Origin of the sequence: Pseudomonas sp. 13159349, assembly GCF_013305685.1 — a bacterium.
GTDB classification, from domain to species: Bacteria; Pseudomonadota; Gammaproteobacteria; order Pseudomonadales; family Pseudomonadaceae; genus Aquipseudomonas; species Aquipseudomonas asiatica.
The window spans coordinates 4,953,304-4,973,146 of the sequence record NZ_CP045553.1 but is presented as its reverse complement, the minus strand read 5'-3'; the positions used below and the strand labels follow the sequence as shown (position 1 = coordinate 4,973,146).

At 62.7% G+C, this 19,843-nt stretch carries 16 protein-coding genes; 5 read left to right on the top strand and 11 right to left on the bottom strand.

Annotated elements, in window-relative coordinates; genetic code table 11:
• Positions 1-93 precede the first annotated feature (93 nt).
• From GEV38_RS22915 to yaaA, 9 genes are all read right to left on the bottom strand, one after another.
• Positions 94-1,197, bottom strand: a complete 1,104-nt coding sequence (locus GEV38_RS22915) for a mannuronate-specific alginate lyase (protein WP_013974156.1) — start codon at positions 1,195-1,197, stop codon at positions 94-96.
• A gap of 7 nt (positions 1,198-1,204) precedes the next feature.
• On the bottom strand, positions 1,205-2,647 hold the full coding sequence (locus GEV38_RS22910) for an alginate O-acetyltransferase (protein ID WP_054572778.1): 1,443 nt from the start codon (positions 2,645-2,647) through the stop codon (positions 1,205-1,207).
• A gap of 13 nt (positions 2,648-2,660) precedes the next feature.
• Positions 2,661-4,220 (bottom strand): mannuronan 5-epimerase AlgG, encoded by a 1,560-nt coding sequence (algG, locus tag GEV38_RS22905; protein ID WP_015271743.1) that lies wholly within the window; start codon positions 4,218-4,220, stop codon positions 2,661-2,663.
• 15 nt (positions 4,221-4,235) lie between these two features.
• Complete coding sequence (locus tag GEV38_RS22900; protein WP_013974153.1) at positions 4,236-5,714, bottom strand: alginate export family protein; 1,479 nt, start codon at positions 5,712-5,714, stop codon at positions 4,236-4,238.
• Positions 5,711-7,090 (bottom strand): alginate biosynthesis TPR repeat lipoprotein AlgK, encoded by a 1,380-nt coding sequence (algK, locus tag GEV38_RS22895; protein ID WP_043936268.1) that lies wholly within the window; start codon positions 7,088-7,090, stop codon positions 5,711-5,713. Before algK ends, GEV38_RS22900 begins: the two co-directional genes overlap by 4 nt.
• Positions 7,091-7,255: 165 nt before the next feature.
• Positions 7,256-8,422 carry an alginate biosynthesis protein Alg44 gene (locus GEV38_RS22890; RefSeq protein ID WP_013974151.1) on the bottom strand — a complete coding sequence of 389 codons (1,167 nt, stop codon included), beginning with the start codon at positions 8,420-8,422 and terminating at the stop codon, positions 7,256-7,258.
• A 36-nt stretch (positions 8,423-8,458) separates the two neighbouring features.
• Positions 8,459-9,940 (bottom strand): glycosyltransferase family 2 protein, encoded by a 1,482-nt coding sequence (locus GEV38_RS22885; RefSeq protein WP_031324250.1) that lies wholly within the window; start codon positions 9,938-9,940, stop codon positions 8,459-8,461.
• A gap of 73 nt (positions 9,941-10,013) precedes the next feature.
• Entirely contained in the window at positions 10,014-11,330 is a 1,317-nt protein-coding gene (locus GEV38_RS22880; protein WP_003257136.1) for a nucleotide sugar dehydrogenase, read from the bottom strand.
• Positions 11,331-12,234: 904 nt separating this feature from the next.
• Positions 12,235-13,014 (bottom strand): peroxide stress protein YaaA, encoded by a 780-nt coding sequence (yaaA, locus tag GEV38_RS22875; RefSeq protein ID WP_013974148.1) that lies wholly within the window; start codon positions 13,012-13,014, stop codon positions 12,235-12,237.
• A gap of 136 nt (positions 13,015-13,150) precedes the next feature.
• On the opposite strand from yaaA, the gene GEV38_RS22870 reads away from it, so the two are divergent.
• The 5 genes from GEV38_RS22870 (at position 13,151) to moaE (ending at position 17,415) form a co-directional block, all read left to right on the top strand.
• The gene (locus GEV38_RS22870; RefSeq protein WP_054572779.1) at positions 13,151-14,278 is read left to right on the top strand and encodes a polysaccharide deacetylase family protein; all 1,128 of its coding nucleotides are present in this window, start codon (positions 13,151-13,153) and stop codon (positions 14,276-14,278) included.
• Positions 14,279-14,739: 461 nt separating this feature from the next.
• On the top strand, positions 14,740-16,134 hold the full coding sequence (locus GEV38_RS22865; RefSeq protein ID WP_013974146.1) for a PhoH family protein: 1,395 nt from the start codon (positions 14,740-14,742) through the stop codon (positions 16,132-16,134).
• A gap of 116 nt (positions 16,135-16,250) precedes the next feature.
• Positions 16,251-16,721: a cyclic pyranopterin monophosphate synthase MoaC gene (moaC, locus tag GEV38_RS22860; protein ID WP_013974145.1), complete on the top strand. Its 471-nt coding sequence runs from the start codon at positions 16,251-16,253 to the stop codon at positions 16,719-16,721.
• Complete coding sequence (gene moaD / locus GEV38_RS22855; protein WP_015271739.1) at positions 16,721-16,966, top strand: molybdopterin converting factor subunit 1; 246 nt, start codon at positions 16,721-16,723, stop codon at positions 16,964-16,966. The genes moaC and moaD overlap by 1 nt, the downstream gene beginning before the upstream one ends.
• 2 nt (positions 16,967-16,968) lie before the next feature.
• Positions 16,969-17,415: a molybdopterin synthase catalytic subunit MoaE gene (moaE, locus tag GEV38_RS22850; RefSeq protein ID WP_013974144.1), complete on the top strand. Its 447-nt coding sequence runs from the start codon at positions 16,969-16,971 to the stop codon at positions 17,413-17,415.
• A gap of 128 nt (positions 17,416-17,543) precedes the next feature.
• Here moaE and rhlB read toward each other — a convergent pair whose 3' ends face one another.
• Together rhlB and GEV38_RS22840 are read right to left on the bottom strand one after the other, a co-directional pair.
• A complete protein-coding gene (gene rhlB / locus GEV38_RS22845) occupies positions 17,544-19,007 on the bottom strand; it encodes an ATP-dependent RNA helicase RhlB (protein WP_054573302.1) in 1,464 nt (487 codons plus the stop codon).
• A gap of 101 nt (positions 19,008-19,108) precedes the next feature.
• Complete coding sequence (locus tag GEV38_RS22840; protein ID WP_015271737.1) at positions 19,109-19,765, bottom strand: alpha/beta hydrolase; 657 nt, start codon at positions 19,763-19,765, stop codon at positions 19,109-19,111.
• Positions 19,766-19,843: the final 78 nt, after the last annotated feature.

Below are 19,843 nucleotides of genomic sequence, written 5' to 3'. Positions count from 1 at the left end.
CGCGAACAAGGGCGAAGCCCTTGCCATGCACCGCGGTGCCTTCTTCGCGGGCATGCCCGCTCCCACAGGTTCCGACCCCAAAAGGGGTTCAACTCATTTCTTGCTCTCTGCGCTCGGGTCATAGACCCGGGTCAGGTCGCCGCCCAGCCGGAAGCTGTTGAACGGCTGCATACCGCGCTTGCGCTGCAGGGTGTCGCCACTGCACGCATACAGGCTGCAATAGGGCTCCATCCACGAGTACTTGCTGTCGATCTTCAGGTCTTTCATGTCCTGTTTCTCGCCATTGCGGGCCTTGAACGCGCTTGGGTCCTTCGAACCGTTCAGTACCCGCTGCGCCAGGCGCTGCAGGGCGTTGTTGTTCTCGCCGCGCACGTCCACGCCATTGACCTGGGCGAAGCTGGCGATCATCGTCAACGGCGGCAGGGCGTAGTTGTGGTAGGCCAGGGCGCGTTGCTTGCGCTTCAGTTCGTTGGGCAGGAAGCCCTGCTCGTCTACCTGGTTGGCGCCAACCCTGTATTCCTTCACGGCCCAGTCGAACAGGTCGCGACGGTCGGTAGCCACGGCGGTGGCCATTACCGCCCAGGCCGCCCAGTAGCTGTGGTTGTTGATCTTCTCCAGTGGCAGGTCGCTCCAGTCGCGCACGGTCTGCTCGGCCAGGCGGGCGAACCATTTTTCGATCAGCTCGGCCTCGGCCTGGTGCGCGGCCAACGGCTGCGAATTGGAGAACTTCAGGCGCAACCACGAACCACTCATGCTGCCCAGCGCCCATTTGCGCATCGACTTGCCGGTGTGGTTGTAGTCGGTGGACATCAGCGCATCGGCGCGGGCCCAGCTGCCCAGCCAGGCCAGGGTGCAGTCGAGTTGCGCCGGGCGGCCGTCACGCATGTACTGGCCGATCATCTTGCTCACGCCTTTCTCAAGGGTGGTGATGTCTTCGGTGGACTTGCGAAAGGCCTTTTCCGAGTCGGCGTTGAGTGTTGCCCGCGCCTTGTCCGAGCCTTCGTACTTGCTGCGGAACTGCAGGGCACCGGTATACGGTTTGGGGGCAGCTTCGCAGCGGAAGTTGCCGTCGCCGGTCTTGAGCTTTTCGATCCCCTCGTAGTAACCCTGGGGCGGTACCAGCGCGGCGTGCGCGGCACCGCCGCACAACGCCAGGGCGAGCAGGGCGGGGCGGGAAATTCGCTTGAACGGGATCATGGTCGCCTCACTGGCCGGCCTGCGCGGTCTGCGCAGGCACGGCGAAGTTGTTGCGTTTGCAGAGCTTGGCTTCGACCTTCTGGGTACCGCTTTCCGGTCCCTGCACCTCGAACGCCAGCAGGCTCTGGCTGGCCCAATCCTCGTCTTCGCGCATCTGGAAGACGAAGCGGCCGTCGGTGTCGGAGGTTTCCGGTTTTTCCAGCTTGATGTCCTCGTGGCGGCCGTTGAGGTACCAGAGGGTCGCCTGCAGCACCTTCACCGACGGGTCTTCGAACTTGACGTCCATCTGCATGTTGCGGTTGATCAGGTCTTTGATCACGCCGCCCTTGCCATTGACCATCAGCTCGTTCTTGCCGGGCTTGAGGGTGGCGCTGGCGCTCATCAGGGCCGGGCGGTCATCGCAGCCGTCGTCGAGCAGGCCAAGGATTTGCCGCCAGATGGTTTCCTGGTCCAGGCGATACAGCGGGGAGAATTCCCAGATCAGGATCTTCGGCGGGTTCTTCTGGAATTCTTCGCTGCCCAGGTACTGGATCATCGAACCTTCCAGGCCACCACCAGGGAAGGCCACGTTGAGCACGTCGGCGCCGATGTACTGCTCGAGGAACCCGGAGAAGTTGTAGTTCTTGCCACTGTGGCTGGTGCCGACCAGGGTGATCTGCGCGTTGCCGCCGTCACCGAACAGGTCGTCGCCGCCGCCGGTGGAACCTTTCGGCTCGGTGGCGAACTGGTCCATGTATTGGACGGCATAGCTGGTGCCGCACAGCTGGCCGGCCACGTTATGCAGGGTGCCGGTCTTGCCCATGCGCCCGGACTTTTTCGTTTCGAATTCCTTGCGCGGGATGCCTTCGAAAGCCGGCATCTTGTGCACGGTATCGGCCACGATCCTGGCCGCGCGCTCGGCGCCATAAGGCGTCCAGTGCTGGTCGCCACGGAAGTAGAAGTCCTTGCCCTGGTCGGCAGCGGCCAGCTGTTCGTTGGTCAGCGGCGACAGGTCGGGCACGTTGTAGCCCATGCTGGCAAAGCGCTTGAGCATGGCCTGGTAGTTGCCCAGGGCCTTCTGGTAGTCGAAGGCAGCCTTTTCCGCCGGGTTGAGCATGTTGCGGTTCACCAGGCCGCGGGTCGGCTGGTACACCACCACCAGTTCCACGCCGCGCTTCTTGAATGCGTCGTGCACTTGCTGCAGGCGCTTGTAGCCGGCCGGGGTGGTATTGAACTCGGTGCGCAGGTCTTCGCGGGTACGGAACAGCCAGTCGCCCTTCGCCTGCACCAGCGTGGTGAAGTTTTGCTGGTAACGGGTTGTGTAGCGGCTTGGGTCGTGCGCTTCAGGGCACAGCTGGCAGCAAGGCTCGGCGCTGAAGGTGGGGGCCTTGACGTCTTCGGCGCGCACGCCCTGGCTGATCGCCAGAAGGGCGGCGGACAGGCCCAGCAGTTTCATCAGATGTGGAGTCATGGTCTGGGCTTCCTTAATCGATCATTTCGGTCTGGCGTTCGACCGGGTCGATCAGCACAGCCTTTTGCTGGCGTACCAGCAGGTCGAGGATTTCGTCCTGGCGTTCGCCGAGGATGCCGTTGAGGCTGATGCCGTTGGCCTTGCGCGGGGCGAGCATGGATACCTTGTAAAGCTCGACCGACAGCGGCGAGTCGATCGACAGCGGGCCGGAGCCGTTGGCCGCCAGTTCGCCACCGACCAGGATCAGCGACACCTTGGTGTCGAACGGGTCGAGGGCGATGTCGCGGTCGGTGTTGGACAGGTCCTTGATGTGGCCGTACACGCCGACCAGGCCGTTGGCTATTGCGACGTTTTCGTACAGGCGGATGTTCACGCTGTTACGTACGCGGATGCCGTGGCGGCGGTTGTTGATCAGCTTGTTGCCCCAGATCAGGTTGTCGCCACTTTCGTACAGGGTGATGCCGTCGGTGTGGTTGCGGTAGATCTCGTTGTAGGCAATCAGGTTGTTGACGCTGTTACGGTCGATCACCACGCCCGAGAGCTTGTTGTCGAAGCTCTTGTTGTTGATGATCCAGCTGTCGTTGACCTCACGCGAGACGATGATGCCGTGCTTCTTCTTGGTGCCGTACACCGTGTTGCCGGCGATGATCAGCCGGTGCGAGCGGTCGTGCGGGTCGATGCCGTAGACGATGTTGTCGCGGTAGGTGCTGTCCTTGACCACGAAGTCCTGGGTCTCGTAGCAGTAGAAGCCGTACCACATGTCGCTGAACTCAGAGCCGATGATCCAGCCGGTGGGTTCCGGGCGGCCCATGCGCTTGGCCATGTTCGGCGTGTACTGCGAGATGCTCACGCCGTACGACTTGGACTTGGCGTAGCCGAAGCTGGCCATTTTGGTGTTGACGATGTAGGTCTCGGTACCGCCCCACGACAGCAGGAACGGGCGGAACTCCTTGGGCGAGCGGAAGGTTGCCGGGCCGTTTTCCTTTTCCCGCCAGCCGGTCACCTGGGTGTCGGTGACGAACAGCTTGCCGTCGTTGACCAGGAACGAACCGCCTTCCTGGGACAGGCGCAGTTGCTTGACCTTGCCGTCGATCTCGAGGATGCCCTTCTGCCCGACCACGATCGGCAGGCGCGCCAGGTAGACCCCTGGCTCGACTTCGCTGAGGTACTGCTTGGGTACCTTCTTGCTCAGCTCGACCAGGTCGACATGGCCGTCATCGACGAAGATCGCCTGCGGAATGCCATGCTGGCGCTGGACCCACTCGGCCGCCTTGTTGTCGCCGCCAACGAATTCCTTGAGGGTGTCCTCCTGGAACATGCGGCGCAGGCTGACCTTGCCTTTGTGGCGACGGTCGATTTTCTTCTGCACCGCCTCGGCGGTGTAGCCGGTCAGGTCAGGCAGCTTCGGCGGGTCCATGTGCAGCGGCTCGACCGGTGCACTGGAGACCGTGTAGGTCTTGGCCTGCTGCAGTTCCTTGGCGATCACCTGGGGCTCTGCGGCAGCGACCAGGCCACTGGCCAGCAGCAGGGCGCTGGCCAGGAGGCTGTGACGTAAGTGCGGGTGAAGGTTCATCAGGGTCTCCCGGCCTCAGAAGCGCCAGATCACGTCGACGAAGGCGCGGTGCATGTACGAGTCCGCTTCCTTGCCGTAGGCGTCACCCGGCTTGAACACACCGGCGCGCAGGCGCACCAGGGCAGATGGCTCGTCGATGGCCTGGCTCATCGAAGCCGGCAGCAGGCCTTGCTTGAAGTACTTGGTCACGACCACGTCCATTTCCTGGCCAAGGTCTTTTTCACCATCGACCAGCGGGCGGTTCACGCCGTTGTCATTGACTACCGCGTTGATGCCGCTGGAACCGATGTTCTGGTTGCCATCGACACGCCAGAACTTGTGGTAGATGAAGCTGGCGTCGTAGTCGTCGCGCAGCTGCCAGGAGGCGAACAGGGTGGCCGCCTGCAGGTTGCCCAGCTCGCCACGGAAGGCTTCACCGAAGCGGTGCACGCGCGAACGGGTGCCGGTGTAATTGGAGCGGTTGCTCTCGAGGCCGGTCTGCTCGTAGTTGCTCGAACCGTCGTCGCCACCACCACCGCTGCCACGGGCGTAGGCCGCACCGACCTGCCATTGCGGGTCGAGGCGCAGGCGGATGCCGAGGTCGGTGGCCCAGGCGTTGACGTCACCGCTCTGCTTGCCGGTGGCCACGGTTTCGTCACCGACGACCTGGCTGCTGAGGGTGTCGCGGTCACCGGTCAGCCAGGTGACGCTGCCCCAGTAGTTGACGGTGTGGTCGTTGCGCCAGTTGTAGGCGTCGCTGTTGGCTTCCAGGCCCAGCCAGGTGAGGTCGCCGGTGCGGGTCTTGTCCAGCGCATCGACGGTTTCGCCCGGGTTCTTCAGGCTGCCGCCGTCGTGGGTGTGGTGGGCGCGAACGCCGACCCAGTGGCCAGGGGTCCACTGCGTGGCGACGTTGCCGTAGAGGTGTGTGCGGTCCTTGTCTTCCGGGGCCAGTTCGGTGAGGTCGGTGCGGTATTCGCTGAAGCGCTGGGCCACGCCCAGGTCGGCCTTGAGCAGGGTGGTGTCGAAGGTCCAGTTCAGCGCCTCGATATTGGTGTCACGCCACATGCCATCGTCGCTGCGCAGGCGCTGGCGGCCGAAACGCAGCTGCTCGCCGGGGTAGGCGGTCAGGCCGCTGTAGCCGACCCAGAATTCGCGCATGGCCAGGTAGCTCTTGTCCTGTTCACGGCCGTCGGCAGCGGTATCGGTACTGGTGCCGTCGTCGTTCTGGCGCAGGGTGTCGGTTTCGATGGTGTCGGTGGCGGTGACTGCCTGGCCCATGGCATAGGCGCTCCAGTTGCCACGCTCGCCATATACCCAAGGGCGCAGATCAAGACCGAGGCCGTTGACGTCGCCGCCGGAGCGGGTGCCCAGGTCACGGTCGTCTTCCGACTGGCCGGTGATCTTCACATCCAGGCCGAAGTTCTTTTCAGCGGTCATTTCCGCCAGGGTCGGGCAGGACCACAGCAGGGCGAAGCTCAGGCCGATGCCAGCTTTCACGAAGGGATTGAGCGTCATAGCGAGTCCTCACCGGTTACTTCTTTTTCGTCGTCTTGCAGGGCTTCGATGGCCAGGGTGCTGTTTGCGCCTTGCGCCATGCTGCCGCGCGCCTGCTTCTCTTGTGCCAGCAGTTGCTGGGCCTGGCTGCGTTGGTCAGGCGTAAGTTGCTGATCGAGCTGCTGCAACAGTTCAGCGGACTGCGGCGACGGGTTGGCCTGGGCCAGCTGGGCGAATACCCAGGCGTTACCTGGTTGCGGGCGAATGCCGTGGCCTTCGCTGAACAGCTGGGCCAAGGCGTAGTCGGCGCTGTTCTGTCCGCCACGGGCGGCGGCCAGCAGGTGGTCGACGGCCTTCTGCGGCTCGACGTTGCCCAGGTAACCGCGGCGGTACAGCTGGCCCAGGTAGTAATGGGCGCTGACTTCGCCGGCGTCGGCGGCAGCCTGCAGGTGTTCTTCGGCTTTGGGCGCGTCCGCAGGCACGGTCTTGCCTTCGTAGTACAGGCGGCCCAGCAACAGTTCGGCGCGTGGCTGTTCGGCTTCGCGGCCCTTGTCGATGTAGGCCATCAGCTGGTCGGTATCACCCAGCTCGGGGAAGTCGTACACCAGTTGCGCCAGGCTGACCCAGGACGCCGGGTTGGCCGGGGCCACCTGCTCGAGCAGGTCCTTGGCGGTTTTTTCGTCGGTCTGGCCGAGGCTGCGGTCAGCCAGTACCCGGGCAACGCTGTCGACCCGGGTGGCCGGCACTGCGCCACGGGCGTAGGCAGCCTTGAGTTGGCCGAGCAGGGCAGCCTGCTGGTCGGCCTGGCCACGCTTCTGGTACACGGTGGCCAGTTCGACGTAGCAGATGTCGGTGGTGTTCAGGGCGGCCTTGCAGATTTTCTCCACTTCGCCCAGGTGCTGGTCGTAGGTGCCCTGGGTGCGGTACAGCAGCACCTGGGCCAGGCCCGCTTCCGGGTTACCGGCGGCGCGCCACTGGTCAATCTGCTGCTGCGCGTTGACCTTGGGGAAGCTCTGCGGGTAGGTCAGGTAGAGCATCGCCAGCGGGATCAGGGTGTTGCTTTCGCCCTGCTTGGCGGCTTGCTTGAGCAGGGTTTCGGCTTCTTCGCGCTCGGCCTGGGTGCTGTCGGGCTTGGCCACCAGCAGGCGGCCAAGGCGCGCCTGGGCACGCGGCGAAATGGCGGCCGCGGCGCGGTAGGTGGCCTCGGCTTCCTTGATTTTCGCCGGATCGCGGGTGGCGACCTTGATGTCGGCCAGGCCCACTTGCGCTTCGCTGTAGCCCAGGTCGGCCAGCGCCTTGTAGTTGCGCTCGGCCAGTGCCGTGTCACCGCGCTTCATGGCTTCGTTGGCCAGGCGCTGGTCGGGCAGGCCTGCACAGCCGGCCAAGGCGATGGCCATGGCCAGGCCACACAAACCAAGGTTCACACGAACCCTGTGGGAGCTGGCTTGCCGGCGATTGGCCAGTGCAGGCGATACATCTGCTGGGCGAGTGCTGCGCACTCGATCGCCGGCAAGCCAGCTCCCACAGGTATCGGGTTGTCTGCTAGTCATAGGCTTGTCCTCTTACAGCCCACGGGCCATGGCTTTGTCGATCAGCCAGTTCAGCGATGGGCCACGGTCGCTGTTGACCGAAGCCGGGCGGCCAGCGAGTTCGGCGGGCAGGGCGCTGTCGGGCTTGATCTGCACGCGGATGTCGGCGGCCAGGTCTTCGCTGTTGAGGCTGGCGCTGCTGACGATCTGGCCGGTACGCACTTCGTCTTCGCCGGCTACCTGGAAGTTGACGCGGGTGCCTGGCTTGACCTCGTCGAACTGGCGGTAGGTGAAGCGCGCCTCGACCATCGGGTTGGTGGTGCGCGGGATCAGCTGGAAGATCGGCTGGCCCTTGGCGGCGTACTGGCCGTTGTCCACCAGCTGGCGGGCAACCACGCAATCACACGGGCTGGTGAGGGTGCCGGACAGCTGCTTGCCGAACAGTTCCTCGATCTTCGCCGGCTCCAGTTGTGCGTCTTCCAGGTTGCCCTTGAGCATGTCCAGCATGCTGGTGGTGAAACTGGCCAGTGGCGCGCCCTTGGCGATCTGCCCACCGCTTTCGACCAGGCTGTTCACGGTGCCGTCGCGCGGCATGGTGACGTTGGTGGTGGGTACCGCGACCACGCCGGCTTCGGCATGGCTGACGAAGTACATGCCGTACAGCGACTTGGCGATGAAGCCGAAGGCGGCGACACCGACCACGAACACGCCGAGGGTGACGGTGACCGCCTTGAGGCGGCCGAAGGCGCTCAGGCCGGCACCGCCGTCCTTTTGCTTGCGCGCCTTGGTGAAGTTGTCGCGCTGCAGGGTGCTGAGCACATCGCCAGCAGTGATCAGCTCACCCGACAGGTGCGAGGTGATGATGTGGCGCAGCGTGGCGATGTCGCGGAGCTCGAGGTTCTGGAACTGCGCGCCGGTACGGCCGCTGCCCGGGTTGTAGGAGCGCACCTGGAACTCGATGTCCATCGACAGGCCGAGGTTGTCGACCGTGAACTGCAGCCGCCCGCGGAGCACGTCGCCAACCGACAGTTGTTGCTTGGTGTGGAAGCTCAGGCCACCGGCGGAGAGGTCGTCGACCTTCACATCGTGGGCCTGGCGCTGAGGGTCGAGGAACCGCAGCTTGGCGGGGATGCGTACCCGGGCATGCTGGCGCTGGGCTTCGGACTCATGCACGACGTTGACGTTCACGGCGGTATTCATGTGGTTTGTTCCTGTTAGTTCCGATCCGGGTTGGGCTCACACGACCATGAACAGCACAGCAACGAAGATGCTGGCAGCCGAGAAGGTCATGGTCCGCGAGGACCAGGTGTTGAACCATTGTTGAAAGCTGGCGAGGTCACGCTTGAGGGCAGTGGGCTGACGCGTCCAGGACTGCTTGTCGAGGCGGAAGAACACGTAGATCTTCATCAGCGCGCCGATGATCTGGTTGTAATAGAGAATCAGCGGGTAGGCCGGGCCTACGTTGTGGCCGGAGCACAGCAGCATGATGGTGAGGATCAGGCGGGTGATGCCGATCCACAGCAGATACACCAGCAGGAAGCCCAGGCCGAACTTGAGGCTGGCGATCACCGCCACGGTCAGGCCCAGCAGGCTGGTCCACATCGACACGCGCTGGTCGAACAGCACGATGCTGGTGAACAGCCCCAGGCGGCGCAGGCCCAGGCCAAGCGCGCGGGAGTTCTGCCGCAGGTTGTTGCCGTACCAGCGGTACATCAGCTTGCGGCTGGCCTTGAGGAAGCTCTTCTCCGGCGGGTGCTCGACCGTGTTGATGGCGGCGTCCGGCACGTAGAAGGTGTCGTAGCCCAGGCGCATCAGGCTGAACCAGCTGGACTTGTCGTCACCGGTGAGGAACTTGAAGCGGCCCAGGCGCCAGTGCATCAGCGAGTCGCTTTCGACGTCGGCGATGAACTCGGGGTTGGTCACCACGCTGGCGCGGAACATCGACATGCGTCCGGTCATGGTCAGCACGCGCTTGGACAGGGCCATCGAGCACATGTTGATGTGGCGCTGGGCGAAGCGCAGCTTGTGCCACTCGCTCATGATGTAGCCGCCACGCACTTCGCAGAACTCGTTGGTGGTCAGGCCGCCGACGTTGGGGAACAGCTTGAACCACGGCACGGTCTTGCGTACCACGCCATCGCCCAGCACGGTGTCACCGTCGATTACCGCCACCACGGCGTTCTCGTCCGGCAGCATGCGCGAGATCGCACGGAAACCGTAGGCCAGGCCGTCACGCTTGCCGGTACCGGCGATGCGCACGATGTCCAGTTTCACATGGGCTGGCGGGTTGTATTTGGCCCACAGGCTTTTCACCAGCAGTTCGTCCGACATCTCCACCAGCGAACAGACCACGGTGGTGGGGAAGCCACAGTTGATCGCCTCGCGGATCACCGAGCTGTACACCTGAGCAGTGGTGAGAGCTTCGATGCGGAAGCTGGTCACCATCAGGTACACGTGGGACGGGTCGGCGTCCTTGCCCATTTTCTGAACCTTGCGGCGCAGGTACGGGTATACGCCGTAGAGGAAGATCATGCCGCGGATGAAATGGGTGGCGCCCATGGAGTAGCGCCAGATGCCGACTGCGCCGACCAGGAAGATGAAGTGCTTCGACTGCGAGTCGAAGATATCGGCTGGCAGGGCCAGGGCGATCAGCATGAGCAGACTCACGTAGAGCAGCCAACCGGCGCACTGCAACAGCACTGTCTGGATCCTTTGCATGTTCAGCATCCGTCGAGAATTCGGGAAAAGGTGGGCAGCGGGGGTGGGGAGGCCCCCGCTGCCCGGCCAGCACTTACCAGCAGATGCCTTCGGTGCGGCTGGTAGCGCAGGTCGGTTTGCTCATGAAACCGACCAGGTCGATCACGTGCTTGCCGGCCGGCGCTTGCTGGGCCAGTGCACGGAACTGCTCGTCACGGTTGCCCAGGACGATGATGTCGGCGTTGTCGATCACCTTCTGGAAGTCGGCGTTGAGCAGCGACGACACGTGCGGGATCTTCGACTCGATGTAGTCCTTGTTGGCGCCGTGTACGCGGGCGTACTGGACGTTCTCGTCGTAGATATCCAGCTGGTAGCCCTTGCCGATCAGGCGTTCGGCCAGTTCCACCAGCGGGCTTTCACGGAGGTCGTCGGTGCCGGCCTTGAAGCTCAGGCCGAGCAGGGCGACCTTGCGCTTGTCGTGGGCTTCGATCAGCTCGAAGGCGTTCTGCACCTGCGATTCGTTGCTGCGCATCAGCGAGTCGAGCAGCGGTGCGCGTACATCGAGGCTGGCGGCGCGATAGGTGAGGGCGCGCACATCCTTGGGCAGGCACGAGCCGCCGAAGGCGAAGCCAGGGCGCATGTAGTACTGGGACAGGTTCAGCACTTTGTCCTGGCAGACCACGTCCATCACGTCACGGCCATCCACGCCTACGGCCTTAGCGATGTTGCCGATCTCGTTGGCGAAGGTGACCTTGGTGGCGTGCCACACGTTGCAGGTGTACTTGATCATCTCGGCCACTTCGATCGGCTTGCGGATGATCGGTGCGTCGAGCTCTTCGTACAGGGCCTGCAGGATGTCGCCGCTGGCGCTGTCCAGTTCGCCGATGACGGTCATCGGTGGCTGGTCGTAGTCCTTGATCGCGGTGCTTTCACGCAGGAATTCCGGGTTGACCGCGACGCCGAAGTCGACGCCGGCTTTCTTGCCCGAGCAGTCTTCGAGGATCGGGATCACCACGTTCTTCACGGTGCCCGGCAGCACGGTGCTGCGTACCACGATGGTGTGGCGGCGCTCGCTGTCACGCAGCACGTAGCCGATTTCTCGGCACACCGACTCGATGTATTCGAGGCCCAGGTCGCCGTTCTTCTTGCTTGGGGTACCCACGCAGATCATCGATACGTCGCTGGCACGGATGGCTTCGGCGAAATCGGTAGTACCGCGCAGGCGGCCGTTGGCGATGCCCTGTTGCAGCAGTGCTTCCAGGCCAGGTTCGACGATGGGCGACTTGCCCTGATTGATCAGGTCGATCTTGGTGCTGGACACGTCCACACCGATCACTTCATGGCCACGCGCCGTCAGGCAGCCTGCACAGACTGCACCCACATAACCCAAACCAAAGATGCTGATACGCATCGCTATCACCTCATGTGTTTATCACGCCGGCGCCTCCGGAGAGAGCCGGACTGGGTTGATTAACAACAGTTTTCGGGCGCACGGATCCATGGCGAAATGCACACTTCGCCGAGCGCAGGCAAAATAAATCCGGAGCGCAAAAAGTTATGCACTCAAATGTGGCAGTAAAAAGCCATTAATTAAAAAACGTGCCCTGGAATGCAGCCGTCTTTATTGCAATGCGCTACGTGGCGCTTTGCTGTGCTTGTTTTTTCAAGTGGAAAAATCCTTTGAAATCAACCACTAGGACGAATTGAAAGGGACGCGTCTCTCCTGCATGGACAGGTCTTCGGGGGTTGCCCGTCATACCTGTCGAAGTTGTTGAGGCCGGTAGTGGATACCTGCCGTTGTCATATGTAAGTCATCTCTCACAGCCCAAGGGCAGGAAAATCGTTACGGCACTATGAGCGAATCGTCGTAGCAGAAGTTCCGAGGTGGGTTCGACGTGGATGAAAGATTTCTAAATATTTTTTCAGTGGCGGACAATTTCAATCTGATAGCACTCGGGGGTTTTGCCCCGATATATAAAGGGCGAAACTGTTGCGAGATATTTTTATGCCAGCATCGAAAAATATTTTGAAAAAATAGTCAAAAAAGCTACGAACGGTCTTATGGCGTTTGGCTATAAGTGGTGGTGTGTCGATTTTTTGGCGTCGGATTTGTGGCGTGATGGCGCTTTGCGTCGTGCCCTGTTGCGGGGCGGAGGGGGTAAGGAGGGAGGCGCTTTTTGTAGGAGCGGCCTTGTGTCGCGAAAGGGCCGCGCAGCGGCCCCAGGATTTCAACATCAAAGCAGAAATTGCCGGGGCCGCTATGCGGCCCTTTCGCGACACAAGGCCGCTCCTACAGGGGATTGTGTATTGCCTGACTATTCGGAAGGATGATCCCGCAGGAACACCAGGTGGTCCGGCTTCGACTGTTCGGCACTGTAGTAGTACCCCTGCACATCGAATTGCTTGAGCTGCTCCGGGTCGCTGATGCGCTGCTGGATCACGAAGCGGCTCATCATGCCGCGGGCTTTCTTGGCGTAGAAGCTGATGATCTTGTACTGGCCGTTCTTCAGGTCCTTGAAGTCGACGTTGATCACCCGGGCCTTGAGCGCACTGCGTTTCACCGCGCTGAAATACTCGTTGCTGGCCAGGTTCAGCAGCACGTCATCGCCCTGTTCGGCCAAGGCCTGGTTCAGCCATTCGCTGATGCGCGTGCCCCAGAACGCATACAGATCCTTGCCGCGGGCGTTGGCCAGCTTGGTGCCCATTTCCAGGCGGTAAGGTTGCATCAGGTCGAGCGGGCGCAGCAGGCCATACAGGCCCGAAAGCATGCGCAAGTGCTGCTGGGCATAGCTGAAATCGTCCTCGCCCAGGCTTTCGGCGTCGAGGCCGGTATACACGTCACCCTTGAACGCCAGCAGCGCCTGCTTGGCATTGGCCGGGGTGAAGTCCGGGGTCCAGCTGCCGAAGCGCGCGGCATTCAGGCCGGCGAGCTTGTCGGACAGGTGCATCAGTTCGCTGATCTGCGCTGGCGACAGGTCGCGCAACTGCTGGATCAGCTCCTGAGAGTCGTCCAGGTACTGGGGCAGGGTGAAACGCTCGGTCACCGGCGGGGTTTCGTAGTCGAGGGTCTTGGCGGGTGATATCACCGTCAGCATCGGGTCGGCTCCTGGCATCGTAGGCCGGGAATTCTACGGGCTGGGCGGTGCAAGTCCAAACTATGGCGACGATAGTCACAGACCATGGCCGGTGCAGAGGCTATAGTGCGCGTTTCGCCGTTGCGGAGCTTCAACCGTGCGTATTGCCTCTGCCTTGTTGGCCGCTCTGCTGAGCCTGGCCGTGCAAGCCGCCCCTTCAACCCAGGTGAGCCTGGACCGCAGCCTGTGGCCCGAAAAGCTGGACAGCCCGGCGTTGTTCGATGTGGCCTCGCGGGCCGAGATCCTCTCGTTCGCCCAGGTGCTGCATGAAAGCGAACTGCTGGACGACGCGGCGCTGGCGGCACGCTTGGGGCTACGGCAGGTCAACCTGCAGAAGGTGCGCCTGGTGCGGGCGCGCATGTGGCAGCGGTTGTGGGAAGGTTATCAACAGGCGCAGCGCAGTTGCGAACAGGATGCGTCGTTCTGCTATCCGGTTACGTCGATGGCGGAGTTGCGCACACAGGCAGCGACGTTCGCTGCCGATGTCGGCACGTTCTACACGGGCTGGATCGAGCCGAGCCACCAGTTCCATGTGCGGTACCTGGACGAACAACTGCGCAAGGCTGCGTTGCTGCCGCAGACCAGCAGCGAGGTGGAGCGGTTGTCCTCACGCGAGCGCAATGGGGATGAGCTGAACGATCGCATGTTCCTGCTGACCTTCGTCGGCGGGCCCGGGCCGGATGGCGGCAGTACCGATCTGCTGACTGATTATCTGCGCCGGCAAAAGCTTGAAGGCACGTTCTTCGTGCTCGGCAACCGCCTGCAGCAACGCCGCGACGCCGGTGCGGCAGATGCCTTGCGCCAGCTCTATCGTGGGCATTGTGTGGGGATTCAGGGTTGGGAGTACCGCTCCCATGCGCAGTGGACAGGCTGGCAGGATTCATTGCGGCGCAGCCAGGCTCGGGTGCAGGCCGACCTGCCGGAGCAGTATGTACCGTTGTTTCGGCCGCCCTACGGGCAGCGCCGGGCCGATGGCGAGGCGTTCATGGCCAGCCAGCAGTTGCAAGTGTCGTTGTGGGACATCGATGCCCAGGATGATGGCGCACTGAGCGCCGAGGCCTCTGCCCAGCGGGTGCTGACCTTGATGCTGCTGTGGCGCAAGGGGGTGATCCAGTTCCATGACAGCCTGCCCAGGGCGCAGCCGGCGGTGGAGTGGTTGTTGCGCAATACGGCGCAGAGCGGGATTGGTTGGGAAGATTGCCAGGGATATGCCAACCGAGGGTGAGAGGGGGCTGCTGCGCAGCCCATCGCCGGCAAGCCAGCTCCCACCTCGACCGCATCGGCCTCAAGCCATGCGCTGTCCCTGTGGGAGCTGGCTTGCTGGCGATGAGGCCAGTACAGGCAACACAACACAGTTGCTCTTACAGGTTAGGTGCATGGCTTGCTGGCGTTGACCCATGCAATGGCAGCCTGATTTTTGACTGTAGTCCTCGCGCGCCCCCTCGCCAACCCCTGTTCGTCATTTGGAAAAATAAACTTCACCTGCACGTAAAAAGACTTTTTTTAGTCATCATTTTTGCGGTATGAAGAAACCAGACAGCCGATTCCTGCAGCACAGGTGGCGTCATCCAGGCCCACCTAGCCAGGTTCGCTTCCCGCCCGTAACAACGCGGATACGGGGACAGCGGCAGTCACTCTGCGGCGTAACAGACCACGCCGTGTGGCTTCGACATAAGGTGACCGAGTATGGATGACCAAGGACGCAACCCTTCCTCCAGCAAGCCTATCCTGTATGTGCTCGATACCAACGTCCTGATTCACGACCCCAACGCGTTACTGAACTTCGAGGAGCACCATGTCGCCATCCCGATGACGGTGCTGGAGGAACTCGACAAGCTCAAGACCGGCAAACAGACCATCGCCGCCGAATGCCGCCAGGCCATTCGCCTGATCGACCAGACCCTTGGTGACGCCTCGCCCAGCGATGTCGAGCAGGGCGTGCCGATCCAGCGTGGCAAGAGCGGGCCCAAGGGCTTCCTGTCCATCCTGATGACTCCGCGCAACGAGCCGAACAAGCTGCTGCCGGAAAACCTCAACGACAACATCATCATCAACCAGTTGCTCGAAGTACGGGCCCGGCGCACCGACCTGGACGTTGTGCTGGTCACCAAAGACATCAACATGCGCCTGAAGGCACGTGCCTGTGGCATCGCGGCCGAGGACTACAGCACCGACCAACTGGTCGATGACGTGTCATTGCTGTCCAAGGGCTACCATTCGGTCACCGGCTCGTTCTGGGACCGGGTGAGCAAGGTCGATACCCGCCAGGAGCGCGGCCGCACCTGGCACCGCGTGCAATTGATCGACAACCTGCCGGCGGTTCACGTCAACGAGTTCATCATCGATGAACAGGGCTTCGTCGGCTGGATCAAGGGTATCCGCAACGATGAGCTGCTATTGCTCGACCTGCACCAGGAACCGCTGCTGCACCAGGAAGCCTGGGGCCTGAAGCCGCGTGACATCCACCAGAGCCTGGCGCTGTTCGCCCTGCTCGACCCGGATATCCACCTGGTCAACCTGACCGGCGCCGCCGGTTCCGGCAAGACCATCCTGGCCCTGGCCGCGGCCATCGAACAGACCATGGTCAGCAAGCGCTACCGGCGCATCATCGCCACTCGCAGCGTGCAGGGGCTGGACCAGGAGATCGGCTTCCTGCCGGGCACCGAGGCCGAGAAGATGGAACCGTGGCTGGGCGCCATTACCGACAACCTCGAAGCCTTGCACATGGATGACGAGAGCACCCATGGCAGCGTCGAGTACATCCTCGAGCGCGTGCCGCTGCAGTTCAAGTCACTGAACTACATCCGTGGCCGTAGCTTCCAGCAGAGCCTGATCCTGATCGACGAGTGCCAGAACCTGACGCCGCACCAGATGAAAACCATCATCACCCGTGCCGGCTCCGGGTCCAAGGTGGTCTGCCTGGGCAACCTGGCGCAGATCGATACCCCCTACCTGTCCGCGACCAGCTCGGGCCTGACCTACCTGACCGAGCGCTTCAAGGACTTCCCCCATGGCGTGCACATCACCCTGCAGGGCGTGCCACGCTCGGTGCTGGCCGAGTACGCCGAGTCGCATCTGTAACCCTCTCCGCCGGGCGGTTCGCCGCCCGGCTTTTTCGCGGGCACGGTTGACGCACCCCTCTGCTCAAACCTGACTCACAGGTTTACACTGCGAGTTCCCTTCACAGGAGCAGAGCAGTGCTGACACATCTTGATTCCCAGGGGCGGGCCAACATGGTCGACGTCACTGAAAAGGCCGTGACCGAGCGTGAGGCCACCGCCGAGGCGCGGGTGCGCATGTTGCCGCAGACCTTGCAGATGATCGTCGACGGTGAACACCCCAAGGGCGACGTGTTCGCCGTGGCGCGCATTGCCGGGATCCAGGCGGCGAAGAAGACCAGCGAACTGATCCCGCTGTGCCACCCGCTGATGCTGACCAGCGTCAAGGTCGAGCTGAGTGCCGAGGGGCAGGACGCTGTGCGTATCGTCGCCCGCTGCAAGCTGGCCGGGCAGACCGGCGTGGAGATGGAGGCGCTGACTGCAGCCAGCGTGGCTGCGCTGACGATCTATGACATGTGCAAGGCTGTGGATAAAGGTATGGTCATCGAGCAGGTGCGCCTGCTGGAAAAACTCGGCGGCAAGAGTGGCCACTACAAGGTGGAGGCGTGATGAAGGTCAAGGTGATGTACTTCGCCCGTTACCGCGAATTGTTGGGCGTGGATGCCGAGCGGGTGGAGGGTGCGTTCAAGGTGCTCGACGATGTGCGCCAGGCCTTGGTGGCCAAGGGCGGGCAGTATGAAGTGCTGGCCGAGCGGAACCTGATGTGTGCGCGCAACGAAGAACTGTGCAAGCTCGATGAGCCGCTGGAAGAGGGCGATGAAGTGGCGTTCTTCCCGCCGGTGACCGGAGGCTGAACATGGCTGTGCGAGTACAGGAGGGCGCGTTCGATCCGGGAGCCGAGACCAATGCCATGCACGCGGCGAATGTCGGTGTGGGCGCGGTGGTCGGTTTTGTCGGCTACGTGCGGGATTTCAACGATGGCCGCGAGGTGGCGGGGATGTTCCTCGAGCACTATCCGGGCATGACCGAAAAGGCCTTGGCCAAGATCGTGGTGGAGGCAGAGCAGCGCTGGCCGTTGCTCAAGGTGGAGGTGCTGCACCGCATCGGTGCGCTCGAGCCGGGTGAGCCGATCGTGTTCGTCGGCGTGGCCAGTGCCCATCGGCAGGCGGCGTTCGATGCCTGCAACTTCATCATGGACTATCTGAAGACGCGGGCGCCGTTCTGGAAGAAGGAAAATACCCAGGAAGGGGCGCGGTGGGTGGAAGGGAAGCAGAGTGATCAGGATGCGGCGGAGCGCTGGTAGACAGAGTATTTCTGGCCGGGGCTTTGCCCCGGTTCGCGGGCTTGCCCGCTCCCACAGGGGCTCCACAGCTTCCGGAAGCTGTGGAGCCCCTGTGGGAGCGGGCAAGCCCGCGAAGAATCCAACACCACTCAGTGGTGCTTGCGCGGCACCGGCTTCAGCAGTTCATCCGGCGGCATTTCACACTTGATCTTGCGCCCCAGCAGCTCTTCGATCGCTGGCAGCTGGTACGAGTCATCCTCACCGGCAAAGCTGATCGACACACCACTGGTGCCAGCACGGCCTGTCCGGCCAATGCGGTGCACGTAGTCGTCCGGGTCTTCCGGCAGGGTGAAGTTGATCACGTGGCTGATGCCATCGATATGAATGCCCCGCCCCGCCACGTCGGTGGCCACCAGCACGGTGATGCGCCCTTCGCGGAAGTTTTCCAGGGTACGGATACGCTTGTGCTGCGGCACGTCACCCGACAACTGCGCGGCATTGATGCCGTCGCGCACCAGTTTTTCCTCGATGCGCCGCACTTCGTCCTTGCGGTTGGCGAACACCATCACCCGTTCCCACTTGTTCTGGGTCACCAGGTTGTACAGCAGCTTGTACTTGTCGCTGCCGGCCACCGCATAGACGTGCTGCTCCACCGTTTCGCTGGCAACGTTCTCCGGCTCGATCTCGACGATGGCCGGGTTGGTGGTCCACTGCTTGGCCAGGTTCATCACGTCGTCGGTGAAGGTGGCGGAGAACAGCAGGGTCTGGCGCTCGCTTTTCGGCGGCGTCTGGCGAATGATCTGACGCACCTGGGGGATGAAACCCATGTCGAGCATGCGGTCGGCTTCGTCCAGCACCATCACTTCGACCATGTCCAGGTGCACCTCACCGCGCTGGTTGAAGTCCAGCAGGCGCCCCGGAGTGGCCACCAGGATGTCGCAATGGCGCGCTTCCAGGGCCTTGAGCTGCTTGTCGAAGTCCATTCCGCCGACGAAGCTCATCACGTTCAGGCCGGTGTACTTGGTCAGGGCGATGGCGTCCTTGGCGATCTGCACCACCAGCTCACGGGTGGGCGCGATGATCAGCGCACGTGGCTCGCCCATGTAGCGTTCCTTCGGCGGCGGCGTCTGCTGCAGCTGGGAAATGATCGAGATCAGGAACGCCGCAGTCTTGCCGGTACCGGTCTGGGCCCGGCCGATGGCGTCCTGACCGCGCAGGGTGTAGCCCAGCACCTGTGCCTGGATCGGCGTGCAGTACGGGAAGCCCAGGTCGTGGATGGCATGCATCAGCTCGTTGGACAGCTTGAAGTCGTGGAAGCGGGTCTTGCCTTCCTGTGGCTCGACCACGAAGTCTTCCGGTTTCCACAGGCTGGCCTGCGGCTTGGGCTTGCGCTCGCGACGCGGTTTGTCCTTGGCCGGCTTGTCGGCGGCTGGCGTAACGGCGGCAGGCTGTTCGGCCTGGGGAGTGGGGGTGGCGCGTGGTGCGGCCGGTTTTTCCGCAGGCCGGGCCTCGCTGGTGGGTGCGGGCGCAGGCGGCGTCACGCTGGCAGCAGGAGCGACGGCCTGTGGCGCGGCGTCTCCCTTGCCGAAAATTTTCTTGAGTGCCTTGAGCACGATCGTCTCATCAACTGGTTAAGGAATGTACGCCGGGCAGTGTAATGCAAGATTCAGGCGCGGCGTAGTGGAATAGCCTTACAACTACAGACAGCCCTGGCTTATTGCAATTGCTTGCTCAGCCAGTCGTGGATGTCGCTCAACTCTTCCACCACCACTTCGTGTTCCATCGGGTATTCGTGCCAGCGGGCGGCAACGCCCCAGGTATTGAGGTACTCGAAGGCGGTGCGGCCCATGGAAGGGATCACCACCGGGTCGTGCACACCATGCAGGCACAGGGCCGGGGTGCGTTGCTGGCAGGCGCTCAACTGATGCTGGTCGTTGAAGGTGGGGGCGTAGGTGGACAAGGCGATCACGCCACCCAGCGCTTCTTGCCACTTTATATAGGCAGTGTGCAGCACCACCGCGCCACCCTGGGAGAAGCCAGCCAGGAAGATCCGCGACAGGCTGATGCCTTTGGCCTGCTCGGCCTTGATCATGCTGATGACCTGTTCGGCCGATTCCTCCAGCTGCGCCTCGTCGATGGCGCGGGCCGGGGTCATGGCCTTGATGTCGTACCAGCTGGGCATGGCGTAGCCGCCGTTGATGGTTACCGGGCGGGTGGGAGCCTGGGGCATGACGAAACGGGTGCTGAGCAGGCGTTCCTGCATGAATTCGGCCACTGGTAGGAAGTCGTAACGGTCGGCACCCAGGCCGTGCAACCAGATCACACAGGCGTCTGCGGTTTTCTGCGGTTCGAGAATCAGCGGGTTGGTCATGACTGCTCCGAAAGTGTGCGGGTCTTGTTATGGCGTGCGTGAAAAGAAGGCGCTGGAAATGATTGTCGGAAAAAGAAT

Excerpts from the sequence above, each read along its gene's own strand:
- GEV38_RS22885 (WP_031324250.1), bottom strand. The coding sequence starts at position 9,940 with ATGCAAAGGATCCAGACAGTGCTGTTGCAGTGCGCCGGTTGGCTGCTC.
- moaE (WP_013974144.1), top strand. The coding sequence starts at position 16,969 with ATGGCTGTGCGAGTACAGGAGGGCGCGTTCGATCCGGGAGCCGAGACC.
- moaD (WP_015271739.1), top strand. The coding sequence starts at position 16,721 with ATGAAGGTCAAGGTGATGTACTTCGCCCGTTACCGCGAATTGTTGGGC.
- algK (WP_043936268.1), bottom strand. The coding sequence starts at position 7,090 with ATGGCCATCGCCTTGGCCGGCTGTGCAGGCCTGCCCGACCAGCGCCTG.
- GEV38_RS22865 (WP_013974146.1), top strand. The coding sequence starts at position 14,740 with ATGGATGACCAAGGACGCAACCCTTCCTCCAGCAAGCCTATCCTGTAT.
- GEV38_RS22900 (WP_013974153.1), bottom strand. The coding sequence starts at position 5,714 with ATGACGCTCAATCCCTTCGTGAAAGCTGGCATCGGCCTGAGCTTCGCC.
- algG (WP_015271743.1), bottom strand. The coding sequence starts at position 4,220 with ATGAACCTTCACCCGCACTTACGTCACAGCCTCCTGGCCAGCGCCCTG.
- GEV38_RS22910 (WP_054572778.1), bottom strand. The coding sequence starts at position 2,647 with ATGACTCCACATCTGATGAAACTGCTGGGCCTGTCCGCCGCCCTTCTG.
- GEV38_RS22840 (WP_015271737.1), bottom strand. The coding sequence starts at position 19,765 with ATGACCAACCCGCTGATTCTCGAACCGCAGAAAACCGCAGACGCCTGT.
- yaaA (WP_013974148.1), bottom strand. The coding sequence starts at position 13,014 with ATGCTGACGGTGATATCACCCGCCAAGACCCTCGACTACGAAACCCCG.
- GEV38_RS22915 (WP_013974156.1), bottom strand. The coding sequence starts at position 1,197 with ATGATCCCGTTCAAGCGAATTTCCCGCCCCGCCCTGCTCGCCCTGGCG.
- GEV38_RS22880 (WP_003257136.1), bottom strand. The coding sequence starts at position 11,330 with ATGCGTATCAGCATCTTTGGTTTGGGTTATGTGGGTGCAGTCTGTGCA.
- GEV38_RS22890 (WP_013974151.1), bottom strand. The coding sequence starts at position 8,422 with ATGAATACCGCCGTGAACGTCAACGTCGTGCATGAGTCCGAAGCCCAG.